The sequence below is a fragment of the Parageobacillus toebii NBRC 107807 genome, from assembly GCF_003688615.2.
Taxonomy (GTDB): domain Bacteria; phylum Bacillota; class Bacilli; order Bacillales; family Anoxybacillaceae; genus Parageobacillus_B; species Parageobacillus_B toebii.
In genome coordinates, this window is sequence record NZ_CP049703.1 from 2,807,636 (window position 1) to 2,826,351 (window position 18,716).

The 18,716-nt window shown below is 46.2% G+C and carries 18 protein-coding genes and 2 pseudogenes; 4 read left to right on the top strand and 16 right to left on the bottom strand.

All coding sequences use genetic code 11. The features are described 5' to 3' along the window. Positions 1-30 precede the first annotated feature (30 nt). From DER53_RS14335 to DER53_RS14360, 6 genes are all read right to left on the bottom strand, one after another. On the bottom strand, positions 31-1,155 hold the full coding sequence (locus DER53_RS14335) for a cupin domain-containing protein (RefSeq protein WP_062755236.1): 1,125 nt from the start codon (positions 1,153-1,155) through the stop codon (positions 31-33). Between the two features lie 14 nt (positions 1,156-1,169). Next, a complete protein-coding gene (locus tag DER53_RS14340; RefSeq protein ID WP_062755234.1) occupies positions 1,170-1,667 on the bottom strand; it encodes a DinB family protein in 498 nt (165 codons plus the stop codon). After that, on the bottom strand, positions 1,667-2,605 hold the full coding sequence (locus tag DER53_RS14345) for a fumarylacetoacetate hydrolase family protein (protein ID WP_062755233.1): 939 nt from the start codon (positions 2,603-2,605) through the stop codon (positions 1,667-1,669). Before DER53_RS14345 ends, DER53_RS14340 begins: the two co-directional genes overlap by 1 nt. Positions 2,606-2,616: 11 nt before the next feature. Then, entirely contained in the window at positions 2,617-3,042 is a 426-nt protein-coding gene (locus DER53_RS14350) for an acyl-CoA thioesterase (RefSeq protein ID WP_062755231.1), read from the bottom strand. Positions 3,043-3,069: 27 nt separating this feature from the next. Beyond that, positions 3,070-4,296, bottom strand: coding sequence for an FAD-dependent monooxygenase (locus DER53_RS14355; protein WP_062755229.1), 1,227 nt, complete (start codon positions 4,294-4,296; stop codon positions 3,070-3,072). A gap of 64 nt (positions 4,297-4,360) precedes the next feature. Next, a complete protein-coding gene (locus DER53_RS14360) occupies positions 4,361-5,650 on the bottom strand; it encodes a phenylacetate--CoA ligase family protein (RefSeq protein WP_062755227.1) in 1,290 nt (429 codons plus the stop codon). Between the two features lie 200 nt (positions 5,651-5,850). On the opposite strand from DER53_RS14360, the gene DER53_RS14365 reads away from it, so the two are divergent. Together DER53_RS14365 and DER53_RS14370 are read left to right on the top strand one after the other, a co-directional pair. Continuing rightward, positions 5,851-6,612 carry an IclR family transcriptional regulator gene (locus tag DER53_RS14365; RefSeq protein WP_062755225.1) on the top strand — a complete coding sequence of 254 codons (762 nt, stop codon included), beginning with the start codon at positions 5,851-5,853 and terminating at the stop codon, positions 6,610-6,612. A 17-nt stretch (positions 6,613-6,629) separates the two neighbouring features. Continuing rightward, on the top strand, positions 6,630-7,400 hold the full coding sequence (locus tag DER53_RS14370; RefSeq protein WP_062755223.1) for an IclR family transcriptional regulator: 771 nt from the start codon (positions 6,630-6,632) through the stop codon (positions 7,398-7,400). Between the two features lie 74 nt (positions 7,401-7,474). On the opposite strand, the gene DER53_RS17465 is transcribed toward DER53_RS14370, so the two are convergent. Further along, on the bottom strand, positions 7,475-7,921 hold the full coding sequence (locus DER53_RS17465; RefSeq protein ID WP_255265209.1) for an MFS transporter: 447 nt from the start codon (positions 7,919-7,921) through the stop codon (positions 7,475-7,477). Positions 7,922-7,927: 6 nt separating this feature from the next. Then, positions 7,928-8,269, bottom strand: a complete 342-nt coding sequence (locus DER53_RS17470; RefSeq protein WP_244319610.1) for an MFS transporter — start codon at positions 8,267-8,269, stop codon at positions 7,928-7,930. Here DER53_RS17470 and DER53_RS14380 point away from each other — a divergent pair. After that, a pseudogene (locus DER53_RS14380) lies at positions 8,250-8,786 on the top strand (amidohydrolase family protein); the annotation flags it as partial. The gene DER53_RS17470 and the pseudogene DER53_RS14380 overlap by 20 nt on opposite strands. Before the next feature lie 64 nt (positions 8,787-8,850). On the opposite strand, the gene DER53_RS14385 reads toward DER53_RS14380, so the two are convergent. The 7 genes and pseudogenes from DER53_RS14385 to DER53_RS14415 form a co-directional block, all read right to left on the bottom strand. Beyond that, positions 8,851-9,435 (bottom strand): hypothetical protein, encoded by a 585-nt coding sequence (locus DER53_RS14385; RefSeq protein ID WP_062755217.1) that lies wholly within the window; start codon positions 9,433-9,435, stop codon positions 8,851-8,853. A 40-nt stretch (positions 9,436-9,475) separates the two neighbouring features. Then, positions 9,476-9,913, bottom strand: a complete 438-nt coding sequence (locus DER53_RS14390; protein ID WP_174525701.1) for an acyl-CoA thioesterase — start codon at positions 9,911-9,913, stop codon at positions 9,476-9,478. 19 nt (positions 9,914-9,932) lie between these two features. After that, positions 9,933-11,157, bottom strand: a pseudogene (locus DER53_RS14395) (FAD-dependent monooxygenase). A gap of 23 nt (positions 11,158-11,180) precedes the next feature. Next, positions 11,181-12,632 (bottom strand): MFS transporter, encoded by a 1,452-nt coding sequence (locus DER53_RS14400; protein WP_062755216.1) that lies wholly within the window; start codon positions 12,630-12,632, stop codon positions 11,181-11,183. A 28-nt stretch (positions 12,633-12,660) separates the two neighbouring features. Continuing rightward, positions 12,661-13,524 carry a fumarylacetoacetate hydrolase family protein gene (locus tag DER53_RS14405; protein ID WP_062755214.1) on the bottom strand — a complete coding sequence of 288 codons (864 nt, stop codon included), beginning with the start codon at positions 13,522-13,524 and terminating at the stop codon, positions 12,661-12,663. Positions 13,525-13,548: 24 nt separating this feature from the next. Next, positions 13,549-15,135, bottom strand: a complete 1,587-nt coding sequence (locus tag DER53_RS14410; protein WP_244319611.1) for a class I adenylate-forming enzyme family protein — start codon at positions 15,133-15,135, stop codon at positions 13,549-13,551. A gap of 137 nt (positions 15,136-15,272) precedes the next feature. Next, a complete protein-coding gene (locus DER53_RS14415; RefSeq protein WP_062755298.1) occupies positions 15,273-16,361 on the bottom strand; it encodes a cupin domain-containing protein in 1,089 nt (362 codons plus the stop codon). A 222-nt stretch (positions 16,362-16,583) separates the two neighbouring features. On the opposite strand from DER53_RS14415, the gene DER53_RS14420 reads away from it, so the two are divergent. Continuing rightward, on the top strand, positions 16,584-17,363 hold the full coding sequence (locus tag DER53_RS14420; RefSeq protein ID WP_062755212.1) for an IclR family transcriptional regulator: 780 nt from the start codon (positions 16,584-16,586) through the stop codon (positions 17,361-17,363). Positions 17,364-17,533: 170 nt separating this feature from the next. Here the strand turns inward: DER53_RS14420 and DER53_RS14425 are convergent, their stop codons facing one another. Continuing rightward, complete coding sequence (locus tag DER53_RS14425) at positions 17,534-18,712, bottom strand: acetyl-CoA C-acetyltransferase (RefSeq protein WP_062755210.1); 1,179 nt, start codon at positions 18,710-18,712, stop codon at positions 17,534-17,536. Between the last annotated feature and the right edge of the window lie 4 nt (positions 18,713-18,716).

Consider the following 18,716-nt stretch of genomic DNA (forward strand, 5'->3'; position numbering starts at 1 on the left):
ATCATAGAAAAGATCACAGGGGAGATTGATTTACACAACGCCTACCTCCGGTTTAAACTCACTAACAACCTGTTGATATCCATTGTTGTTTGGATATTCCTCTTCCCGTTGTAAACCAAGCTTCTCCATAATCGGCAAATCATTTGCGCAGAATAATAGCGCTTCCTCATTCGAAGTATTGACATGCTCATGCCAAGCCCAGTTTGGAATCACGAAATAATCTCCTTTCGTCCAGTCAAAGCGGACGCCGTTAATGACGGTATACCCTTCTCCTTTAAATACGTGGTAAATAGCCGAATACGTATGGCGATGGGCTTTGGAATGATAGCCTGCCGGCAGCTTCTGCATCCAAGCCGCAATATTTGGATTTGCTGTATGTCCTGTCGATGGATTGATATATTCTACGGCAATGCCATCATAAGGATCTGGTTCAAAATCGCTTAATCCTGTCAACGCAGCTTCTGTTTGTTTCCATTTATATAGCCCTAACGGCGCTACTTTTGCTTTACGGTCGCTGATTGGCCGAACCATTCCGCCCCGATATTTCCGCGCCGAGTAATCATCCGGCAACGACGGAGGTTCAATGCCATCTGGATAAGGTTCAAAGAACGTGCCGCCTGTCGCATAAATAAACGGAATATCCAGACAATCCATCCAAAACATTGGCCCATCTCCCGGATGGCTATGGCCATGCCATAACCCTCCCGGAGTAATTAAGAAATCCCCTTCTTCCATAAATAACCGTTCCCCTTGTACTATCGAATAAGCTCCTTTACCGTTGGTAATGAAGCGCATCGCACTTTGGGTATGCCGATGAGAAGGTGCCGTTTCCCCCGGCAAAATAAGCTGTACGGCAGCGTACAATGTATTGGTTGTCGACGCCCATCCCCACGGCTGGCGGTGCTTTAATCCTGGATTTTGCAGGTAAATGGCTCTTCTTTCGCCGCCGCGCTCGGGAGTAAAAATTTGTGTCGCTTCTAACAGCAACTTCCGAATCGTTTCTCCTTTCCATAAGTATGGAACCGCTTCTGGAGTCGGCTCCTTATGCATTAAATCCGGAATCGCTTCCCATAGCGGCCCTAAATGATACTGTTCGATTTTTTTCGTAAACTCTTTTACTTCCTTGCTTTGGAAAAACGGATTGGCTTCTGCCATTTTTTCGCCCCTCCTTACGCTTTTTGTTGCGACTCATATTTTTTTGAGTTTCTTTCGATCTGTTTATTGTGGTTTGCTAAATGTTCCGTGATAAAATGTTCGACTAAAAAAGTCATCGGTTTTATTCCAAATTTCGGATTGCGGTGAGGCGCTTCTAACGCTAAATCCGCGTCACTTAACGAAGCAAATTGTTCATTGGCAAACCGTCTTGCTTGTTCGATTCCTTGGATGACATCAGAAACAGCTCGTTGATCTGCCTGACGGACCGCTGCTAATCTTGCTTCATCTTGCAAACCTCTTCCCCATTCTGTACCACCCGCTTGAATGACACGGACAAGCTCTCTTGTCCAATAGCCAATCACTTCTTCCACATGACAAAGTATCTCCATAATAGACCATTCCTCGGCGGATGGTTTCCAACGAATCACCTCTTCTGGCAATGTTTTTGCTTTCTCGATAATTTCATCAATTGATTGATTCATTTCTTCTTGGTACTGTTGAATTTTTGACATTACCGTCCCACCTCCACGGCGTTCGATACTGCTTTAATACGATTTTCAAGAACTCCTATCTTCTCTACTTCAATCCGCACTACATCCCCATCTTGCAAAAATACTTGTGGGTTTCGAGCCACCCCGACTCCACCAGGAGTTCCCGTGCATACAACATCGCCAGGTTCAAGTGTCATAATATGAGATAAAAATTCCACAAGATAATGAACATTAAATACAAGATTTTTCGTATTCGAACGCTGCCGTTCTTCCCCGTTCACCGTCAACACAATCTCTAACGAATGAGGATCAGGAATTTCATCTTTCGTCACCAGCCACGGTCCCATAGGCGCACTGCCATCCAGCGTCTTTCCTTGCAGCCATTGCAGCGTTCTGCGTTGCAAATCCCTTGCCGTTACGTCATTTACGATCGTATATCCCGCCACATAGTCTAACGCATCGGCCTGTGATACATTGCGCGCTCGTTTTCCAATCACAAACGCAAATTCTGCTTCATAGTCCAGCTGTTCGGTAATCGGCGGAAGCGGAATATCATCTTCCGGACCGATAATGGTATTGTTAAATTTTGCGAAAATAACCGGATACTCTGGCAATTCCCGTTTCATTTCCAAAATGTGTTCCCGGTAGTTATGGCCTACGCAAATGATTTTATTTGGCTTTAATATAGGCGCTTCGATTTTGACATCCGAACGGTTGATGACAATGCCATTGGCCAAGGCGAAATCAACCGCTTTGTACGCTTCCTCAAAACTCTTTTCGCCGCCTTCTATCAGTTCTATCGTGTTGGATGGGACTAACGCCGCTGCCAGTTGTTCTGCTCTTGGATAGCCTTTTGCTTTCAATAACTGAATATATGCCTTGTTGAGATCCACTACGTTTTCTCCGACAATGCATCCTGCCCGAACGATCTCTCCGTGTCGATAGTTAATAATTTTCATAATCCTCCCCCTTATCCTAAAACCTGTATATTGTCGCTCAACGCTTTCTTCATTTTTTCTCGAATTTCATCCGGAATAGGCACTGCTTTCGGCTTTCCATTTTTAAAGTTCGCCCAAACACGTATCTCATAACCTTCGGCAATCATCTGTTCTCCTTTGAAAAATTGATGCTGAATTTTGAAAACCTTATCCCGCAATTCGACGATCGCTGACTTTACACACACCTCATCTTCAAAAAAGAGCGGAGATTGGAATCGGCATTTTGCTTCCACAATTGGTATACCTGTATAATCTTCATGAAATAGCTTCCAAGTGGAAAATCCTAATTTGGAAAAATAGTGATGCGTTGCTTGGTCCATCCATTTATAAAAATTAGGATAAAACACAATGCCAGCAGCGTCCGTATCTCCCCAGTTTACCTTGAATTGATACTCCATATGCTTCACCCAATCTTCATTTTTCAATTAATATTTTGTCGACAGTTGAGGCGGTCCCGATTTTGGACCATATGGCCCCTCATCCAGCCATTTGCCTAAGCGCGGCAAAATTGGCGCTAAAGAAGCAGCTACTTCTCGTTTCATATTCATCATCGGAGAGCTGCCTTGAATATGCTCTAACGCTATCCCGGCACAATCACGATTGTACCGCGCGGCTATACGGCGTTCTTCTGCGGCAACAGCAATAGCCTCTTTCGCTTCTTCTTCGGTAGAAGCGTGGAGAGCAACATGGATAGCTTTTGCAGCAACAATCGCATCCGGTACCCCAGAATTCATCCCACGCGCTCCAAACGGCGCAAACAGATGTGCCGCTTCACCAGCAAGAAGAACGCGACAATGAGCATCGGTAAATGATTTTGCTACCACTTGATAAAACCGGTATGTCGACACCCATGTAATACGATCAGCATATTTAGGATGCATCACTTTTGGCAACCATTTCTTTACCCCTTCTACACTTCCAAACTCCTCTGGATCGTCTCCTTCTAATAGTTGCAGATCAATACGCCACCCCCCTGCAAACGGAACATATAAAACATTTCGTCCATCCACTGCTGGGTGCTGATAATGGAAGATGCGCTCAAGCGGTAGCGGATCTGTTTCATCTTCTCTCACATCGACAACAACAAAGTAGTCTTTTGTACGCGGCCCTTCCATTTCAATTCCAACCGACTGTCGGACAGTAGAACGAGCTCCATCGGCGGCAATGACATAGTCACACTGCCATTGTTCATTCGATTCAGTAATCACGGTTACTCCTTGCTCATCCACTCGAACATCTTTGACTGGCGTTCCCCATATGAATTCGACTCCTGCATCTAGACAAGCTTGATAAAGAAACTTTTCCGCTTCTACTTGCGGCAAACTCGTAAACGGAGGAAGCGCTTTCGGATCGGGAGATGGATAGCGTTTTACATACACTTCTTTTCCACGGAATAATGTCCGCTTGACTGGCCAAACAACTCCATGTTTTGTAAATGTATATCCTAATCCTGGAAAAATATCCTCCAAATGTTGTAATGTCGCTTTATGAAAATAAATAGCTCTACTACCTGGACGAAGCCGATCCTTTGGTTCTGCTTCAATGACGATAGCTGGAAGGCCAAGATGACGTAACGCCAAGGCTGCTGTTAACCCAATCGGTCCAGCACCAACAACAAGAACAGGGTATCGACCTGATTTCACCTTACTCACGTAAAATTCCCCCTTATCCAATTTGAAATCGTTTTCGATTTTTTAACTGCTTTACCGTACTGCATCAACCAACTTGATTCTTACAATCCCGTTCATCAATAACCCGTTTGGACTTCATAGTAAAACGAGGCAATGAACCTGGCGCTACTCTTTCCACTTCTATTCGGATACCGATTCGCTCCCGCAGGCGATCTGCCAATAAAGGTTCAATATCCGTTTCTGTTTCTACTTGTACCTTTACTTGATCCATTTCATTTTGGGTGTAATAAACGATGCGAAATTCCTTAATTTCTGCAAATTCCCGCACAATTGCTTCAATGGATGACGGGAAGATATTAACTCCACGTATGATCACCATATCATCTACTCGTCCGATAATACCGCCAGGCAAAAATTTATATGGATTTCCACAGGCGCACTGTACAGTAGAATGGATGACCATATCCCTTGTACGGTAACGAATGAGCGGATAACCGTAGCGGCTGAAATTCGTTAGCACCAGTTCTCCCCGTTCTCCTTCTTTCACTGGCTGCAGTGTTTGCGGATCAATAATCTCCACTAAAAATTGAGCCTCATTGACATGAATTCCTTTTTGTTCAGAACAAGAATATCCATAAGCCCCCATTTCCGTCATCCCGACGTGGTCATACACTATTGCTCCCCACAATTTTTCTATTTGCTTTCTTGTCGAAGAAACTGATCCACCAGGTTCTCCTGCGGTAATAATCGTTCGAACCGCTGTATGGCGCAAGTCGATTCCCATTTCCCCCGCTACTTCCGCTAAATGCAATGCATAACTAGGTGTACATAGTAGAACAGTAGCTTCATTTTCAATCATACTGTACAATCTCTCTTTCGATGACTGTCCGCCGCCAGTAATTACAAGCGCTCCTGCCTCTTTTGTTGCCTCATAAGCAGCCCAAAAACCGATAAACGGACCAAAGGAGAAAGCAAGAAAAACGCGATCCCGATTCGTAACTCCGCTTGACTTCAATACTTCCATCCAGCAATCTCTCCACCATTTCCAGCTACTTTCAGTATCCAAAATTTTAAGGGGTTTACCCGAAGTCCCAGATGTCTGATGATAACGAATATAACTAGTTTCTGGATAACAATGGTTTCTTCCAAATGGCGGATACATTTTTTGATCCTCGACTAATTCCTCTTTTGTCGTAAACGGCAGCTTCTGAAAATCTTCCATCGTTCTGATCGGCAAACAGATATGTTGAAATTTTTCTTTATAAAATTCATTAAATTGCGATACAAACACTAGCAGTTCATTAAGCTTCTGCAGTTGATATTCACGTAACCCTAACTCTGTTTCTCGTACTTGTAAGGTAACTCCATTTTCCATTTCCTCTCCCCTTTCTGCTTTCTTTTCTCATATAATCATCATTTTAATATTAAGAACATTCCTAATATTATGTTATATTATAGTTGTACCGGATAAAAGTTTCTTATTCTTCTATGCGAAACAAAACAAAATTATTTCATAAATATCATTCAGTATGAAAACGATTACAAAAAATCGATAAAAATGAAGGGAGCGAAGGTATGGAGAAGTATAAAGAACGAACGACGTTTTCCTCTTTAGAAAACGCATTACGATTATTAAATCTTTTTTCGATGGATGAAACAGAATTAAGTATCGCGAATATTTCCAAAAGATTGAATATCGGGAAAAGTACAACCCATCGATTATTGCAAACTTTAAAAAGCGAAGGATTTATCAAAAAAGACCCTAAAACTAATCTCTATTCTCTTGGAACTTCATTGCTTGCGATGAAAAAAATTATCCTTTCCCGTTTCTCTATTTGTCAAATTGCTTTTCCTTTTTTAAAAGAACTCGTTAACCTGTCTGGAGAAAGCGCACATATCGCTACTTTATGGGACACCGATATTATTTATCTAAACAAGCTAGAATGTGACCATCCTGTTCGGTTGCTTTCCTACATTGGCAAGAGAAATCCAGCTTTCTGCACTAGCTCCGGCCAAGCAATTCTTGCCTACCAGTCAAAAGACACCATCGAAAATGTCATAAAAAAAGGACTTACTCCATTTACATCCAAAACGATTACCTCACCTCAGAAATTTCTTGAAAAACTCTCTCGAATCAAACAACAAGGATATGCACTCAGCATGGAAGAATTACATGAAGGTGTTGCATCGATCAGTGCACCGATTTGGAATCGCAATGGCGAAGTACGTTATTCTGTTTCTATCGCCGGACCTATACAACGAATCAATGAGAACTCCGTTCCTCATTTGGCACAACTAGTCGTTAAAACGGCAAAATTGCTATCTCTAAAAATGTGAAAACAGGAGGGGGAAATATGGAAAATTATGAATATATGCTGACGTCCGTAAAAAACGGACTGCGAATTTTACGGCTATTTTCAATAGACACTCCCGAATTAGGCATTACGGATATTTCTATACGCTTAGGTTTACATAAAACTACTGTCCACCGTCTTATAAAAACGTTAGAAAAAGAAGGCTTTATCGAGAAAAACCCAAAAACACGTAAATATCGTCTCGGAATTTCTCTTTTAAATTTAAGCGGCATTATTGATATCTACACAGAAATTTACAGAGAAGCAATCCCTGTATTAGAATCCCTCACTCACAATCTAGGGGAAGCTGCTCATCTATCTGTATTAGAAGGAGCCAATACCGTTTACCTTTACAAAATTCAATGCAAACATCCCGTGCGTTTATTATCCCATATCGGAAAAAACAATCCTTGTTCCTGCACGAGCTCCGGAAAAGTAATTTTAGCTTTTCAAACAAAAGAAATGATCGATTATGTGATTAGCCAAGGATTGCCAAAGTGTGGCCCTAATTCCATTACCGATCCCGATCAATTTCGCAACAACTTAGCAGATATCCGCAATAAAGGCTACGCAGTCTGCATTGACGAGCTGCATGAAGGAGTAACAAGCATTGCCGCCCCGATTCGTGATTATTCGGGAGATGTCGTTGCTGCTGTCAGTGTGGTCGGCCCAAATCAGCGGATTACTCCTGCTGCTATTCCGCGTTTTGTAGAATACGTTTGTCGAGCAGGAGAAGAAATTTCTCGATTGCTTGGATATTACGATGACTAGTTTAAAAGAAAAAACCCTCCTTACATCGCTTAGACAAAATGTAAGGAGGGATTTGTTTTTTATGCAGACCTGCATTACATATGAAGTTGTCTAGGTATTGCCATGTCCTTATGATCGCGTCGAACAACCTTGTCAAAACTTGCAAATTTCTCTTGTACACAAATAAGTGCCAACGCTCCAACTACACTTGGAATAGCGAAAAACATAAATGCTTTTTGTGGGGCAATCCCAGTAGCTAACAATATCCCTATTAATGTAGGTGCTAAAATGGCTCCGATGCGGCCGACACCCAATGCCCATCCAATTCCTGTCGCTCGTGCTTCCTTCGGGTAATATTCCGAAATGTAAGGATTTGCAAGATTTTGTGTGCCGACTGTACAAGCGCCACCCAACGCCACAAGCAAGTAGAGGGCGATTACGTTCGAAGTAAGTGCTAACGCAATAAAACATAATGCTCCTAACGCATACATCGAGACAAGCACTTTTTTATGTCCCACCTTATCAGCTAGAAAGCCTCCTATTAAAGATCACGTAATCTGTCCTGTACATAGCACAACATTGAACGATAAACTAGAGGCAAGACCATATCCTGCTTGCTGCATGATTTTTGGCAACCATGTATTCAGCCCATATACCATAAGGAAGCAACTGAAAACAGCAATCCAAAAAGCAAAAGTGCTAACTGCCCGTTTATCGGTAAACAATTTTCTCACTGGAAATCCTTTTGCATCTCTTTGTACTTGTTCAAACTGATAGTCATCATTTTCTTGATAATTTCCCTCAGGATGAATTTTATTTAAAATAGCTACTAATTGTTTTATTTGTTTTTTCAAAATATAAAAGCAGCGCGGGTTAAAAGGGGCCATCATCGGTCCATCCGTTCAGCAGAAGCTGCTTACCGATGAGTCTTTGATCCCGTTTTGGGAAGAGGCGGACGCTTTAGGCGCCATTCTCTTTATCCATCCGCTTCTTTGCGACGACCCGCGCCTTCAAGGACGGAGAATGGCGAATTTAATCGGTGTCCCTTGGGAGACCACCATTTGCGCCACCGATTTGTTGCTGGGCGGCTGGATGGACCGCTACCCGCGCGTTCGTATTTTATTGGCCCATGGCGGCGGTTTTCTCCCTTATCAAATCGGCCGGCTGCAAAAAGGATATGAAATGTGGCTCCCGGTGGCCGCCTCGTTGCAAGCCCCGCCAACCGACTATTTGCGCCGCTTTTGGTTCGATACGGTTCTTTGGGACAGCCGAGCGCTGCAGCTGCTGATCGATCTCGTCGGCAAAGAGCGGGTATTGCCAGGCTCTGATTTTCCGTTTGATTTATCGCATTGGCCTCCCGTACAGCCAAGCCTTGAAGCCGTCCAGGCTTTCTTAGGCTTGCCATAACGGAAAACAAACCAAAGGGGACGAACGTTCTTCGTCGTCCCCTTTGCTTGCGGCTATATGCCGACTAAAACAGATACAATTGTTCTTCATCCATGCCTAGCGGCCAATGCCCGTACTCAAGTACGCGCAGCAGCGCACGAAACGGATTTGATTCCCATCCGTCAAGGTCGCCAACAGATTCCCAGGCACAAGCCATTCCCCCGATATACATGACCGAGCAGACAGCGGTTTTTACTACTGATGAGCCATATTGATGGAAAGCACGATACGCCGCATCGAAACAATGATGGAATAAATGGGCTAGAATCTCATCGGCCAGCTTGGCCAAACATCCTTCTCTCCCTGCAGCGGCCGCCGCCTGCTTCATGCGTTCCGGAATGGGAAACAAAGAGCGCCATAACGTGCTTTTCGCCAAGTTCATCTCCGCTAAAGAAGGGACGAGCTCCCCTTTCTCTAGCCAACGGATATGATACCGCTCGAAATGGAAGCTGTCCATCCATTCACGGATCGCTTTTTCTGCCTCTTTCCGATAATGGGGGGTACCCACATTGTCAAACCAATCCATGTTTAACAGTCTGGAAAGGATGGCGACCGCTTGCTCGGTCCGCGGTCCATACATTTCCTTCTCCGTATTTAACAACGTGACCATCGTTCTCCTCCTAGCTGTTTCATCTTTATCCGTTTAGCTCTTACTCCGTCTGAAACACCGCCGAATGGGACGGCTGCCGCTCGGCCAACACCCGTTTCACCTCTGCCGGAATCGGGACAGCCTTTGGCCTTCCGTCGGCAAATGATGCCCATGCTCTCGTCTCATATCCGGCAGCAGCAACCGTTTCATGTTTATAAAACTCATGGACAATTTGAAACACTTTATCCCGCAATTCCGTGATCGTTGAGCAAACACGGACTTCATCGCCAAACAATAGCGGAGAGCGAAATTGGCATTTGGCTTCCAAAATCGGCAACCCTATCTTTTGTTCAAAAAGCGCCGTTGTCGGGTAACCGAGTTCGGCAAAAAAGTGGTGCGTCGCTTCGTCCATCCATTTATAAAAATTCGGGTAAAAGACGATTCCCGCCGCATCTGTGTATCCCCATTGCACTTGAAAACGGTACTCGATTTTTTTCATCGCTTCTTCTCCTTCTTTCTCAATACTTAGTAGCTAATTGCGGCGGTCCGGATTTCGGTCCGTACGGGCCTTCATCCAGCCATTTTCCTAAGCTCGGTATGATCGAAGAAAGCGAGGCAGCCAGTTCCCGTTTCATATTCATCACCGGGGAGCGTCCTTGAATATGCTCTAACGCAAGGCCCGCACAGTCCCGATTGTATTGGGCCGCTGTTTTTCTCTCTTGTGCCGCTTCGGCAATGATCTGCTTTGCTTTCGACCACTCTCCCTCCTGAAAGGCGGCATGAATCGCCTTGACCGCCACGATGGCATCTGCCACACCGGAATTCATTCCGCGCGCTCCAAACGGGGCAAAAAGGTGGGCAGCCTCTCCCGCTAAAACAACGCGGCAATGTTCATCGGTGAACGTACGGGCCCACAGCTTGATGGAACTGATACATCGACACCCATGTAATGCGATCAGCGTACTTTTTATCCATGACTTTTGGAATCCATTGCCGCACCCCTTCGATGCTCCCGTACTGCTGAGCGTCATCTTCGGCAAACAATTGCAAATCAACCCGCCATCCGCCGGCAAACGGCACAAACAATACATTTCTTCCTTCCATAGCCGGATGTTGATAATGAAACACCCTTTCTAACGGAAGCGGGGCGGACGGGTCTTCCTCGATATCAACAACGACGAAACGGTCGCGGGAACGGGGACCCTCTAGCTCGATGCCGAGCGACTGCCGAACGACAGACCGGGCTCCATCGGCACCAATCGCGTAATCGGCCTCCCATACTTTCCCGGACTCCGTCGTTACAATCACCCCATTTTCATTCGTCTCCACCTGCCGGACAGGCGAATTCCAAATAAACTCCACCCCTGCCGCTACGCACGCCTCATACAAAAATTTTTCCGCTTCCACTTGAGGCAAGCTTGTAAACGGCGGCAGCTCATTACGATTCGGGGCCGGATAGCGCTTTATATATACTTCCTTGCCGCCGAACAACGTCCGTTTGACAGGCCAGACGACCCCGTGCTTCGCAAAAGTAAAGCCAAGCCCTGGATAAATGTCCTCCCAATGTTTCAGCGTCGCTTTATGGAAATAAATCGCACGGCTCCCCGGACGAATGCGCTCCTTTGGCTCCGCTTCGATTATCGTTGTCGGAATGTCAAAACGGCGCAACGCTAATGCGGCAGTCATTCCGATCGGGCCCGCCCCGATCACGAGGACGGGCCGTTGATTCGTTTTCCCTTTCATGCGAATATCTCCTTTCGACAACTTTAATGACTTACATCCGTTTCTTTGGCGTTTATTGCAACAGTTAGTCTGCCTTCTAAAGCAGGTTTTACGGCGATGACAAGTAGCAAGCTCGCTGCCATTAAAATGCCATCAAGCAACAACGCACTTCCCCAGCTCCCTGAATGATCACGCATGGCCCCCGAAATCACCGGTGCTAATAACGCTCCAATTTCAGAAAACAAATTCAGCATCCCAAACGCCGCTCCTTTATGCTTCGGCGGGGCAAAATCGGCTGTAATGGCATGGTTGACTGGCTGAAGCGCGAAAAAGAACACCCCGGAAGTAAACAAAATAAGAGACATGATTGCCGGATTGTTGCCCCCTGACATGACATAAAAAGCAAAGATGAAAATGAAGATTGTCAACAGCCCCGTCAACACCGCCAATACATTTCGTTTTCCATTGACCGTGTTAGCAAATCGGTCGGCTAATCTTCCCCCAAGCGGAAAACCGATCAGACCCGCAACGGCATTAAATGAAGCGATGAGCGCCGCCGAAACGAGCGTGCCGCCCCCGAAGTCTTGAACAATAGCAACAGACCAGAAGCCGTAAAACCACAAATGCCATAAAACTGGAATAAACGAAAGATATAAAAGCAACAAGTTGCGGCTTTTTAAGATCGGTCCGACTTCCTCGCTCTTTGTTTTATAAATATAAATGATATACAAAACAGCCAAAACTGTTAAAACCAAGCCGATCGCTGTCGGCGATAATTGCATGGCATTGGTAGTATAATACAAGGCCATGATGATGACTAAGAATAAAATGGAAGTTTGCATCAATTTGCCTACCGGTGGACCATACGACTCCGATTGGGCCGTAAAACCGGCCGGTCTCATCCATTTGTACATCATCATGCCAACGAGCAAAGTAATGATCCCCATGAACAAAAACGGTGCTTTCCATGCATGCGTCCCCATCGATGGCTGAAACAGCTGAATAACATATGGAGTAGCAATCGTCGCAATCGTTAATCCAAGCGTAAGACCGGTGAGCACAACGCCCATTCCCAGCCCGACTTTTTCTGGCGGCGTCACTTGGGTAATCAAGGAACGGTCGTTAGAATAAAAGACGCCTTCCCCTAATCCGGTAAGCACACGCAAGGCGATAAATACTGTCAATCCGCCGACCAAACCGGTCAATAACGTCGTCACGCCAGCCCACAAAATGCTAATGATGACAATCACACGATAACCAAATTTGTCGCCAAAATACCCGCCGGGAAATTGCGTTAGCATGTACCCGGCAAAGAACAGGCTGCCAAGCAATCCCCCAAGCGCGTGCGGGTTGGGCGATTCGGCCAAAAATTCGACCTTGTTTTCAATCATCCATGTGACGACAGGCCCTGTTAACGTCCTATCAATATAAGAAACGACCCAGCCTAAAAAGAGCATCAACCATATTGTGTGATACGTCTTCCAGCCTTTCTCCATGAACCATTTCTCCCCTTCCCCTTCTCATTTACCGCAATACAGCCGCATTAGGCGCTAAGGAAACTCGGACGGAATAGCTTCCGATCCCCTCGATCTCCATACTGACAACATCACCGTCATGAATCGGCCCGACGCCATCCGGAGTCCCTGTCGTGATGACATCACCTGGCTCAAGAGTCATAATATGGGAATAAATTTCCAAGAGCTCAGCGACAGAACAGATCATTTCCTTTGTATTCACCCGTTGGCGGACTTCACCATTTACTGTTAGCACCATGTTTATATTGTTTGGATCCGCAACCTCCTCTTTTGTCACGATCCATGGCCCCATCGGCGTAAACGTATCAAATGACTTGCGCAAACACCGTTCCTCGTGGTGCGTTTCATCCGGACGCAACGTCACATCCATAAGTCCGGTATAACCGAATATATAATCGTAAGCGTTTTCCGCCTTGACATTTTTCGCTGTTTTTCCAATGACAAAGGCCAACTCTAATTCATGATCAAAACGGCGGTTCGGATCAGGCAAAACGATCGTGTCGTTCGGCCCAATGATCGAAGATGGCGCCTTTAAGAAAAAGCCTAGCCCCTTTGCCGTATGTTCCACTTTCATTTCTTTTTGGTGAGATACATAGTTAACGGGAGCGGCCACAATTTTCCCCGGTTTCTTCACCGGCTGGCGCAGCCGGACATCCGCTAAGGCATAAGCGGGATATTCATGCAGCTTCTTTTCAATTTCCGAGCGATATGCTTCAAATTCAGCAATAAGCTGAACCATCGGGCAAAAGCCGATTCCTTGATGAAAGTGGCCAAATAAATGGCTCCCGATCTCATAAATGACATCGTCTACAATCACTCCGAGCTGAAAGTCGTTAAATAATGCCAGTTTCATCGGCTGTTCTCTCCCTTTCTCTCTTTATTTAACTTCTAACTGTTCATACTGTTTCCGCAAAACTCCCTTGCTCACTTTTCCTGACGCAGTAGTCGGCAATTCGTTTGATATTTTCAAATATTCAGGCAATTTATATTTAGCCATCCCTATTTCAAGCAAGTATTGTTGCATTTCTTCCAATGAAAACGTTGTTCCTTCTTTCAATGAGACAATCGCACAGCCGCGTTCCCCAAGCCGTTCATCTGGAATCCCAATAACAGCGGCCTGACGGATATGTGGATGCATAAGAAGCGCTTCCTCAATTTCCGCCGCGTGCACTTTTAATCCGCCGCGATTAATAATGTCCTTTTTCCGGCTAACGTAGTGAATGTAACCATCGTCATCTTTCCACCCTAAATCTCCGGTGAGGAAAAACCCATCTTCCGTCATTGATTGCCGGGTGGCTGTTTCATTTTTATAATATCCTTTGAATAGCGACTGACCGCGAAAACCGATTTCTCCTACTTTTCCGTTTGGCAGCAGCTGATGGTTCTCATCAAAAATGCAAATTTCCCCCGTCGGGCACGCCCGGCCAACCGTATCTGAAGCGAGATGGGCTGCGTCATTCGGTCGTGTGAACGATCCCGCTCCAATTTCCGTCATTCCCCATTGGGCGGCAACGTCACAGCAGAAACGCTGCCGGAACGATTTCACCATCCAGACCGGAATTTTCGTTCCCCCAGTTAAGACAAGGCGCAGTTTTGACGGATATTCTTTTGTTTCATCCGTTCCTTTTAACATATCAATCAAATGGGCCGGCGCAGCTACGCAAAACGTCACTCCGTGCTGGCTGAAAGCATCTAAAACACGCTCAACCGAAAATTGCGATAGCATCACTTGAGTAGCACCGCTATAAAGGCCCATTAAAATCATCGGCAAGGAAAACATATGGCCCATAGGCGTCAAGCAAAGCATGACATCGTCAGCCGTTAATCCGTATTCCTGCCCATTATGCAAATGGGCAGGAATAAATGTCCGATACGTATGGACCACCGCTTTTGGGTCGGACTCCGTTCCGGACGTAAACATAATCAACATCGGATCGTCCGGAGAAGGGAATGGGTTCTCCCCCTCTCTATCTGCCAAAGACAAGCCGCTATCGTTTAACAACGTTTGAAAACTATATTGACGCGGTCCTTTCCTTTCCCCAACGACGATTATATAATCTAAAGTCGGGACAATCTGCTGGAGGGATTCCATCATCTCTGCATGGTTAAATCCTCTCCAGCGGTCAATGGTAACGACGGCTTTCACATGGGCAAAAGAAAACATAAACGATAACTCTTTTTGCCGGTACATTAAGTTCACAGGCACCATTACGATTCCGAGGCGTGCTAAAGCTAAATGGGTCACGGCAAACTCCCAGCTGTTTGGTAACTGCACCGCCACTATATCGCCTTTTTGAAGGCCTAAACCGCTCAGCCGCTCGGCAAGCCGCAAAGATCGCTCGTTCACTTCTTCAAAAGACAGCGTTCTCTCGCCGTCAATAATCGCTGTTTTCTTTCCATAGCGGGCGACGGCATGATGAAGCACCTCTTGCACCGTACTAGGCATTTTGTTATTCAACCGCATAACCCCCTCCGTCTTAACTAGCGCCTGCCAATACGAAGCATTTACAAATACAAAAGAGAAAGTCTTTAGAAACGTGATGAGTGCATTTCGTTAAGTCATGCGTACCCAAGAACCACTCGACTCGAGTCGTGGGAGACTCAGAGAGTCGGCTGAAATACATCGATAATGGACTGATGGCCGCCGTTTTTGTTGTAAGCTTCCTCTCTTTCAAGATCAAGCAGCTCCATGATCGGCAAATCGTTAATCGAGAACAGGTGGGCATCGCCTTCCCCAGTGTTGACATGCTCGTGCCAGCTCCAAGGCGGCAAAATAAAGAAATCGCCTTTCGACCATTCAAATTTGACCCCGTTGATAATGGTGTATCCTTCCCCGTCAAGGACGTGGTACACTGCGCTATGGACATGGCGGTGCGCCTTTGTATGCATGCCAGGGGTTAATTTTTGCATCGTTGTCCCAATGCGCAAATCCGCCGATCTTCCTGTCAACGGGTTAATGTAATCGACCGCATATCCGTCATACGGATCGGGATCAAGCTTGGACAAATTCTCCAACACTTGTTTAGTCGTTTTCCACTTATAGGCGATCAATGGGGAAGGATATCCTTTTCGCTTCCGGTCAGTAACTGGACGTAGCGCACCCGTTGAATATTTGAAAGTTGAACCGTTGTGAGGACCGGCAACAGGGAATACATCTTCGGAATACGGCTCAAAGAACGAACCAGCAAAGTTTCTTACTAACCCGACATCAAGACCGTCCATCCAAATGACCGGTTCAGTTCCTTCGTGACCGTGATCATGCCACGTCCACGCCGGGGTCAAAATCAAATCTCCACGTTCCATATACGTTCTTTCGCCATCGACTGCCGTATAGGCTCCCTCACCTTCAATAATAAACCGGATAGCCGATTGGCTATGGCGGTGCGCAGGCGCCACTTCACCCGGCAGCAACAGCTGCACCCCTACATAAAGCGTATTGGTCGAGTAGCCGATCAAGCCATGCTTCAACAAGGACGGATTTTGCAAATAAACAACCCGGCGCTCACTTTCCCTTCCTAAACGAAGCAGTTCTCCGGCTTCCAGCAAATGTTTACGAATCGTCTCCCATTTCCATAAATACGGGACAACTTCGTGGTCAGGCTCCGGCGTCACCATTTTTCCAAGCTTTTCCCATAATGGACCTAAATACACTTTCTCCAAATCTTCTTTCAGCCGTTCAAGCGCTTTCATTTTTGTATCCGCCAATGTTCTCTCCCCTTCTAATTCATACAGTGAATTAATAATTCAATTTTACAACTTAAATATATAACAAACTTTGTTATTTGTCAAAATTTTTTAAATATAAAGAAAAGTATGTACCCTCTCCTTCATCAAACGTATACATTTGTTAATCGCTTTATGCTACAATACTTTTAAAAAACGGAGATTAGAAAGTAACAGAGGGGCACAACAATGAGAAATGTAAATGTGGAAACGATTCGTTCAGTAGAAAGAGCGGTTCATATTTTAAACTGTTTTAGTTTCGAACGTCCAAGCCTTTCCATTGAGGAAATTGTCGCCAAAACGAAGCTAGCGAAAGCCACTGTCTACCGCTTGCTATGGACGCTAGAGACACAAGGGCTCATTCATTATGACCAAAAAGAGAATTTGTACCGTCTTGGCTATAAAATGCTCGAATATGGAGGAATTGTCCTCGAAAACTTAGACATGCGGCGCGAGGCGGAACCGTTTTTGCACGAGTTGCAAGCACAAACAGGATATACGGTTTTATTTGCCGTGCGCCAACAAGACAGTTTGCAATATTTAATTCGCCTCGATAGCGACGACAGTTTCCAGCCGCGCTCGTATATCGGCCGCCGGCGTGTATTGCATTACGGGGCGCTCGGAACGACAATCATGGCTTATTTGCCTGAAGAAGAAGTGAAAGCCATTATTAAGAAACATCCGCTAGAAGCCCACACCCCAAATACGATCGTTGACGAGCGCGAGTTTATGGAACGTTTACACACGATTCGGAATGATGGATTTTTTGTCGATAAAGATGAGACATTTATCGGCTTTACGGCTGTCGCCGCCCCTGTTTTTGACCGAAACGGCATTATCGGCGCCATCGGGCTGGCCGGCGCAACGTTTAAGATGATGGAGTCGCTGTCCGAACTCGTCCGCCAAACGGTCAGCACCGCCCAACATATATCGAAACGGCTCGGACATATCGCGCACTATCCGTCATAAATGGCACGTGACCGAATTGTTGAGATGGAAATCTCCTACCCCTTCCTCTTAGTACAGCAAATTTTTCCCTTGAGGCGTCGGCCATGCTGATTGTGGAAATAAAATAAGGCGGTTTTCCCTGCCAAACGGGGAAGACCGCCACTATGCTCGTTTTCGACTCGTATGGAAGATTATAGTCTCTCCCAAATCGCAGCGATTCCTTGGCCGCCGCCTATGCATAAGGAGGAAACGCCGTATTTCTTGCCTCTTCTCGCTAGCTCATACACAAGCGTCAACGTAATCCGTGTTCCCGAAGCGGCCAATGGATGGCCAATGGCGACAGCGCCGCCGTTTACATTGCCTTTTTCATCGTCAAACCCTAATTCCTTCTGGCACGCTAAATATTGGGCCGAGAACGCCTCGTTAATTTCGATTAAATCTAAGTCATCTATAGACAGATTAGCTTTTTCCAACGCTTGGCGAATCGCCGGAACAGGGCCGATTCCCATGTACTGCGGTTCGACCCCAACGATCCCCCAGGAAACAAGCCGGGCGAGCGGTTTCAACCCTCGTTTCGCCGCATACTCTCCTGAAGCGACGACCACCGCCGCCGCCCCATCGTTCATCCCACTTGCATTTCCGGCCGTCACGACACCGTTTTCAATGAATCGCGGTTTTAGCGCTCCTAACTGTTCCATGCTCGTTTGGCGCGGATGTTCATCCGTATCAATCACTTTTTCTCCTTCTTTTTCCTGAATGGTCACCGGGACAATTTCTTGTTGAAAATACCTCCGCTCGATCGCCGCCAAAGCCCGCTGATGGCTTCGGAGCGCATGGCGGTCGGCTTCCTCGCGGGTAATATGATATTTTTTCGCCAAATTTTCCGCCGTAATTGCCATGCTGCAGCCGCCGACGGTGTCGTACAGTCCGTCCCACAGCCAGTCTTCCACGGTCGGGCTGCCTAACGCCGTTCCCCAGCGCATGCCGCGAATGACGTGCGGCACTTGGCTCATGTTTTCTGTCCCCCCTGCCAGCACAACTTCCGCCTCTCCGCTTAAAATGAATCTCGCCGCCATTAAAATGGCCTCTAAACCCGTCCCACATAAACGGTTAACTGTCACAGCCGGCACATCGATCGGCACCCCGGCCTTTAAGCCAACATGACGGGCCAGCAAATGGGCGTCCCGGCTCGACTGTTGTACATTTCCAAACACCACATGATGAATTTCTTCCGGCTCTATTTTCGCCTTCTTCATCGCCTCCCGCGCCGCAATCGCCCCCAAATCGGTCGCCGAAATATCCCGGAACGAACCGCAAAATTTAGCAAACGCCGTACGCGCTCCTTCAAGCAACACAATATCTGTACGCATCGTC

Bases quoted from the DNA above. Each gene is read 5' to 3' on its own strand.
- DER53_RS14335 (WP_062755236.1), bottom strand. From the start codon at position 1,155: ATGGCAGAAGCCAATCCGTTTTTCCAAAGCAAGGAAGTAAAAGAGTTT.
- DER53_RS14340 (WP_062755234.1), bottom strand. From the start codon at position 1,667: ATGTCAAAAATTCAACAGTACCAAGAAGAAATGAATCAATCAATTGAT.
- DER53_RS14345 (WP_062755233.1), bottom strand. From the start codon at position 2,605: ATGAAAATTATTAACTATCGACACGGAGAGATCGTTCGGGCAGGATGC.
- DER53_RS14350 (WP_062755231.1), bottom strand. From the start codon at position 3,042: ATGGAGTATCAATTCAAGGTAAACTGGGGAGATACGGACGCTGCTGGC.
- DER53_RS14360 (WP_062755227.1), bottom strand. From the start codon at position 5,650: ATGGAAAATGGAGTTACCTTACAAGTACGAGAAACAGAGTTAGGGTTA.
- DER53_RS14365 (WP_062755225.1), top strand. From the start codon at position 5,851: ATGGAGAAGTATAAAGAACGAACGACGTTTTCCTCTTTAGAAAACGCA.
- DER53_RS14370 (WP_062755223.1), top strand. From the start codon at position 6,630: ATGGAAAATTATGAATATATGCTGACGTCCGTAAAAAACGGACTGCGA.
- DER53_RS17470 (WP_244319610.1), bottom strand. From the start codon at position 8,269: ATGATGGCCCCTTTTAACCCGCGCTGCTTTTATATTTTGAAAAAACAA.
- DER53_RS14385 (WP_062755217.1), bottom strand. From the start codon at position 9,435: ATGGTCACGTTGTTAAATACGGAGAAGGAAATGTATGGACCGCGGACC.
- DER53_RS14390 (WP_174525701.1), bottom strand. From the start codon at position 9,913: ATGAAAAAAATCGAGTACCGTTTTCAAGTGCAATGGGGATACACAGAT.
- DER53_RS14400 (WP_062755216.1), bottom strand. From the start codon at position 12,632: ATGGAGAAAGGCTGGAAGACGTATCACACAATATGGTTGATGCTCTTT.
- DER53_RS14405 (WP_062755214.1), bottom strand. From the start codon at position 13,524: ATGAAACTGGCATTATTTAACGACTTTCAGCTCGGAGTGATTGTAGAC.
- DER53_RS14410 (WP_244319611.1), bottom strand. From the start codon at position 15,135: ATGCGGTTGAATAACAAAATGCCTAGTACGGTGCAAGAGGTGCTTCAT.
- DER53_RS14415 (WP_062755298.1), bottom strand. From the start codon at position 16,361: ATGAAAGCGCTTGAACGGCTGAAAGAAGATTTGGAGAAAGTGTATTTA.
- DER53_RS14420 (WP_062755212.1), top strand. From the start codon at position 16,584: ATGAGAAATGTAAATGTGGAAACGATTCGTTCAGTAGAAAGAGCGGTT.
- DER53_RS14425 (WP_062755210.1), bottom strand. From the start codon at position 18,712: ATGCGTACAGATATTGTGTTGCTTGAAGGAGCGCGTACGGCGTTTGCT.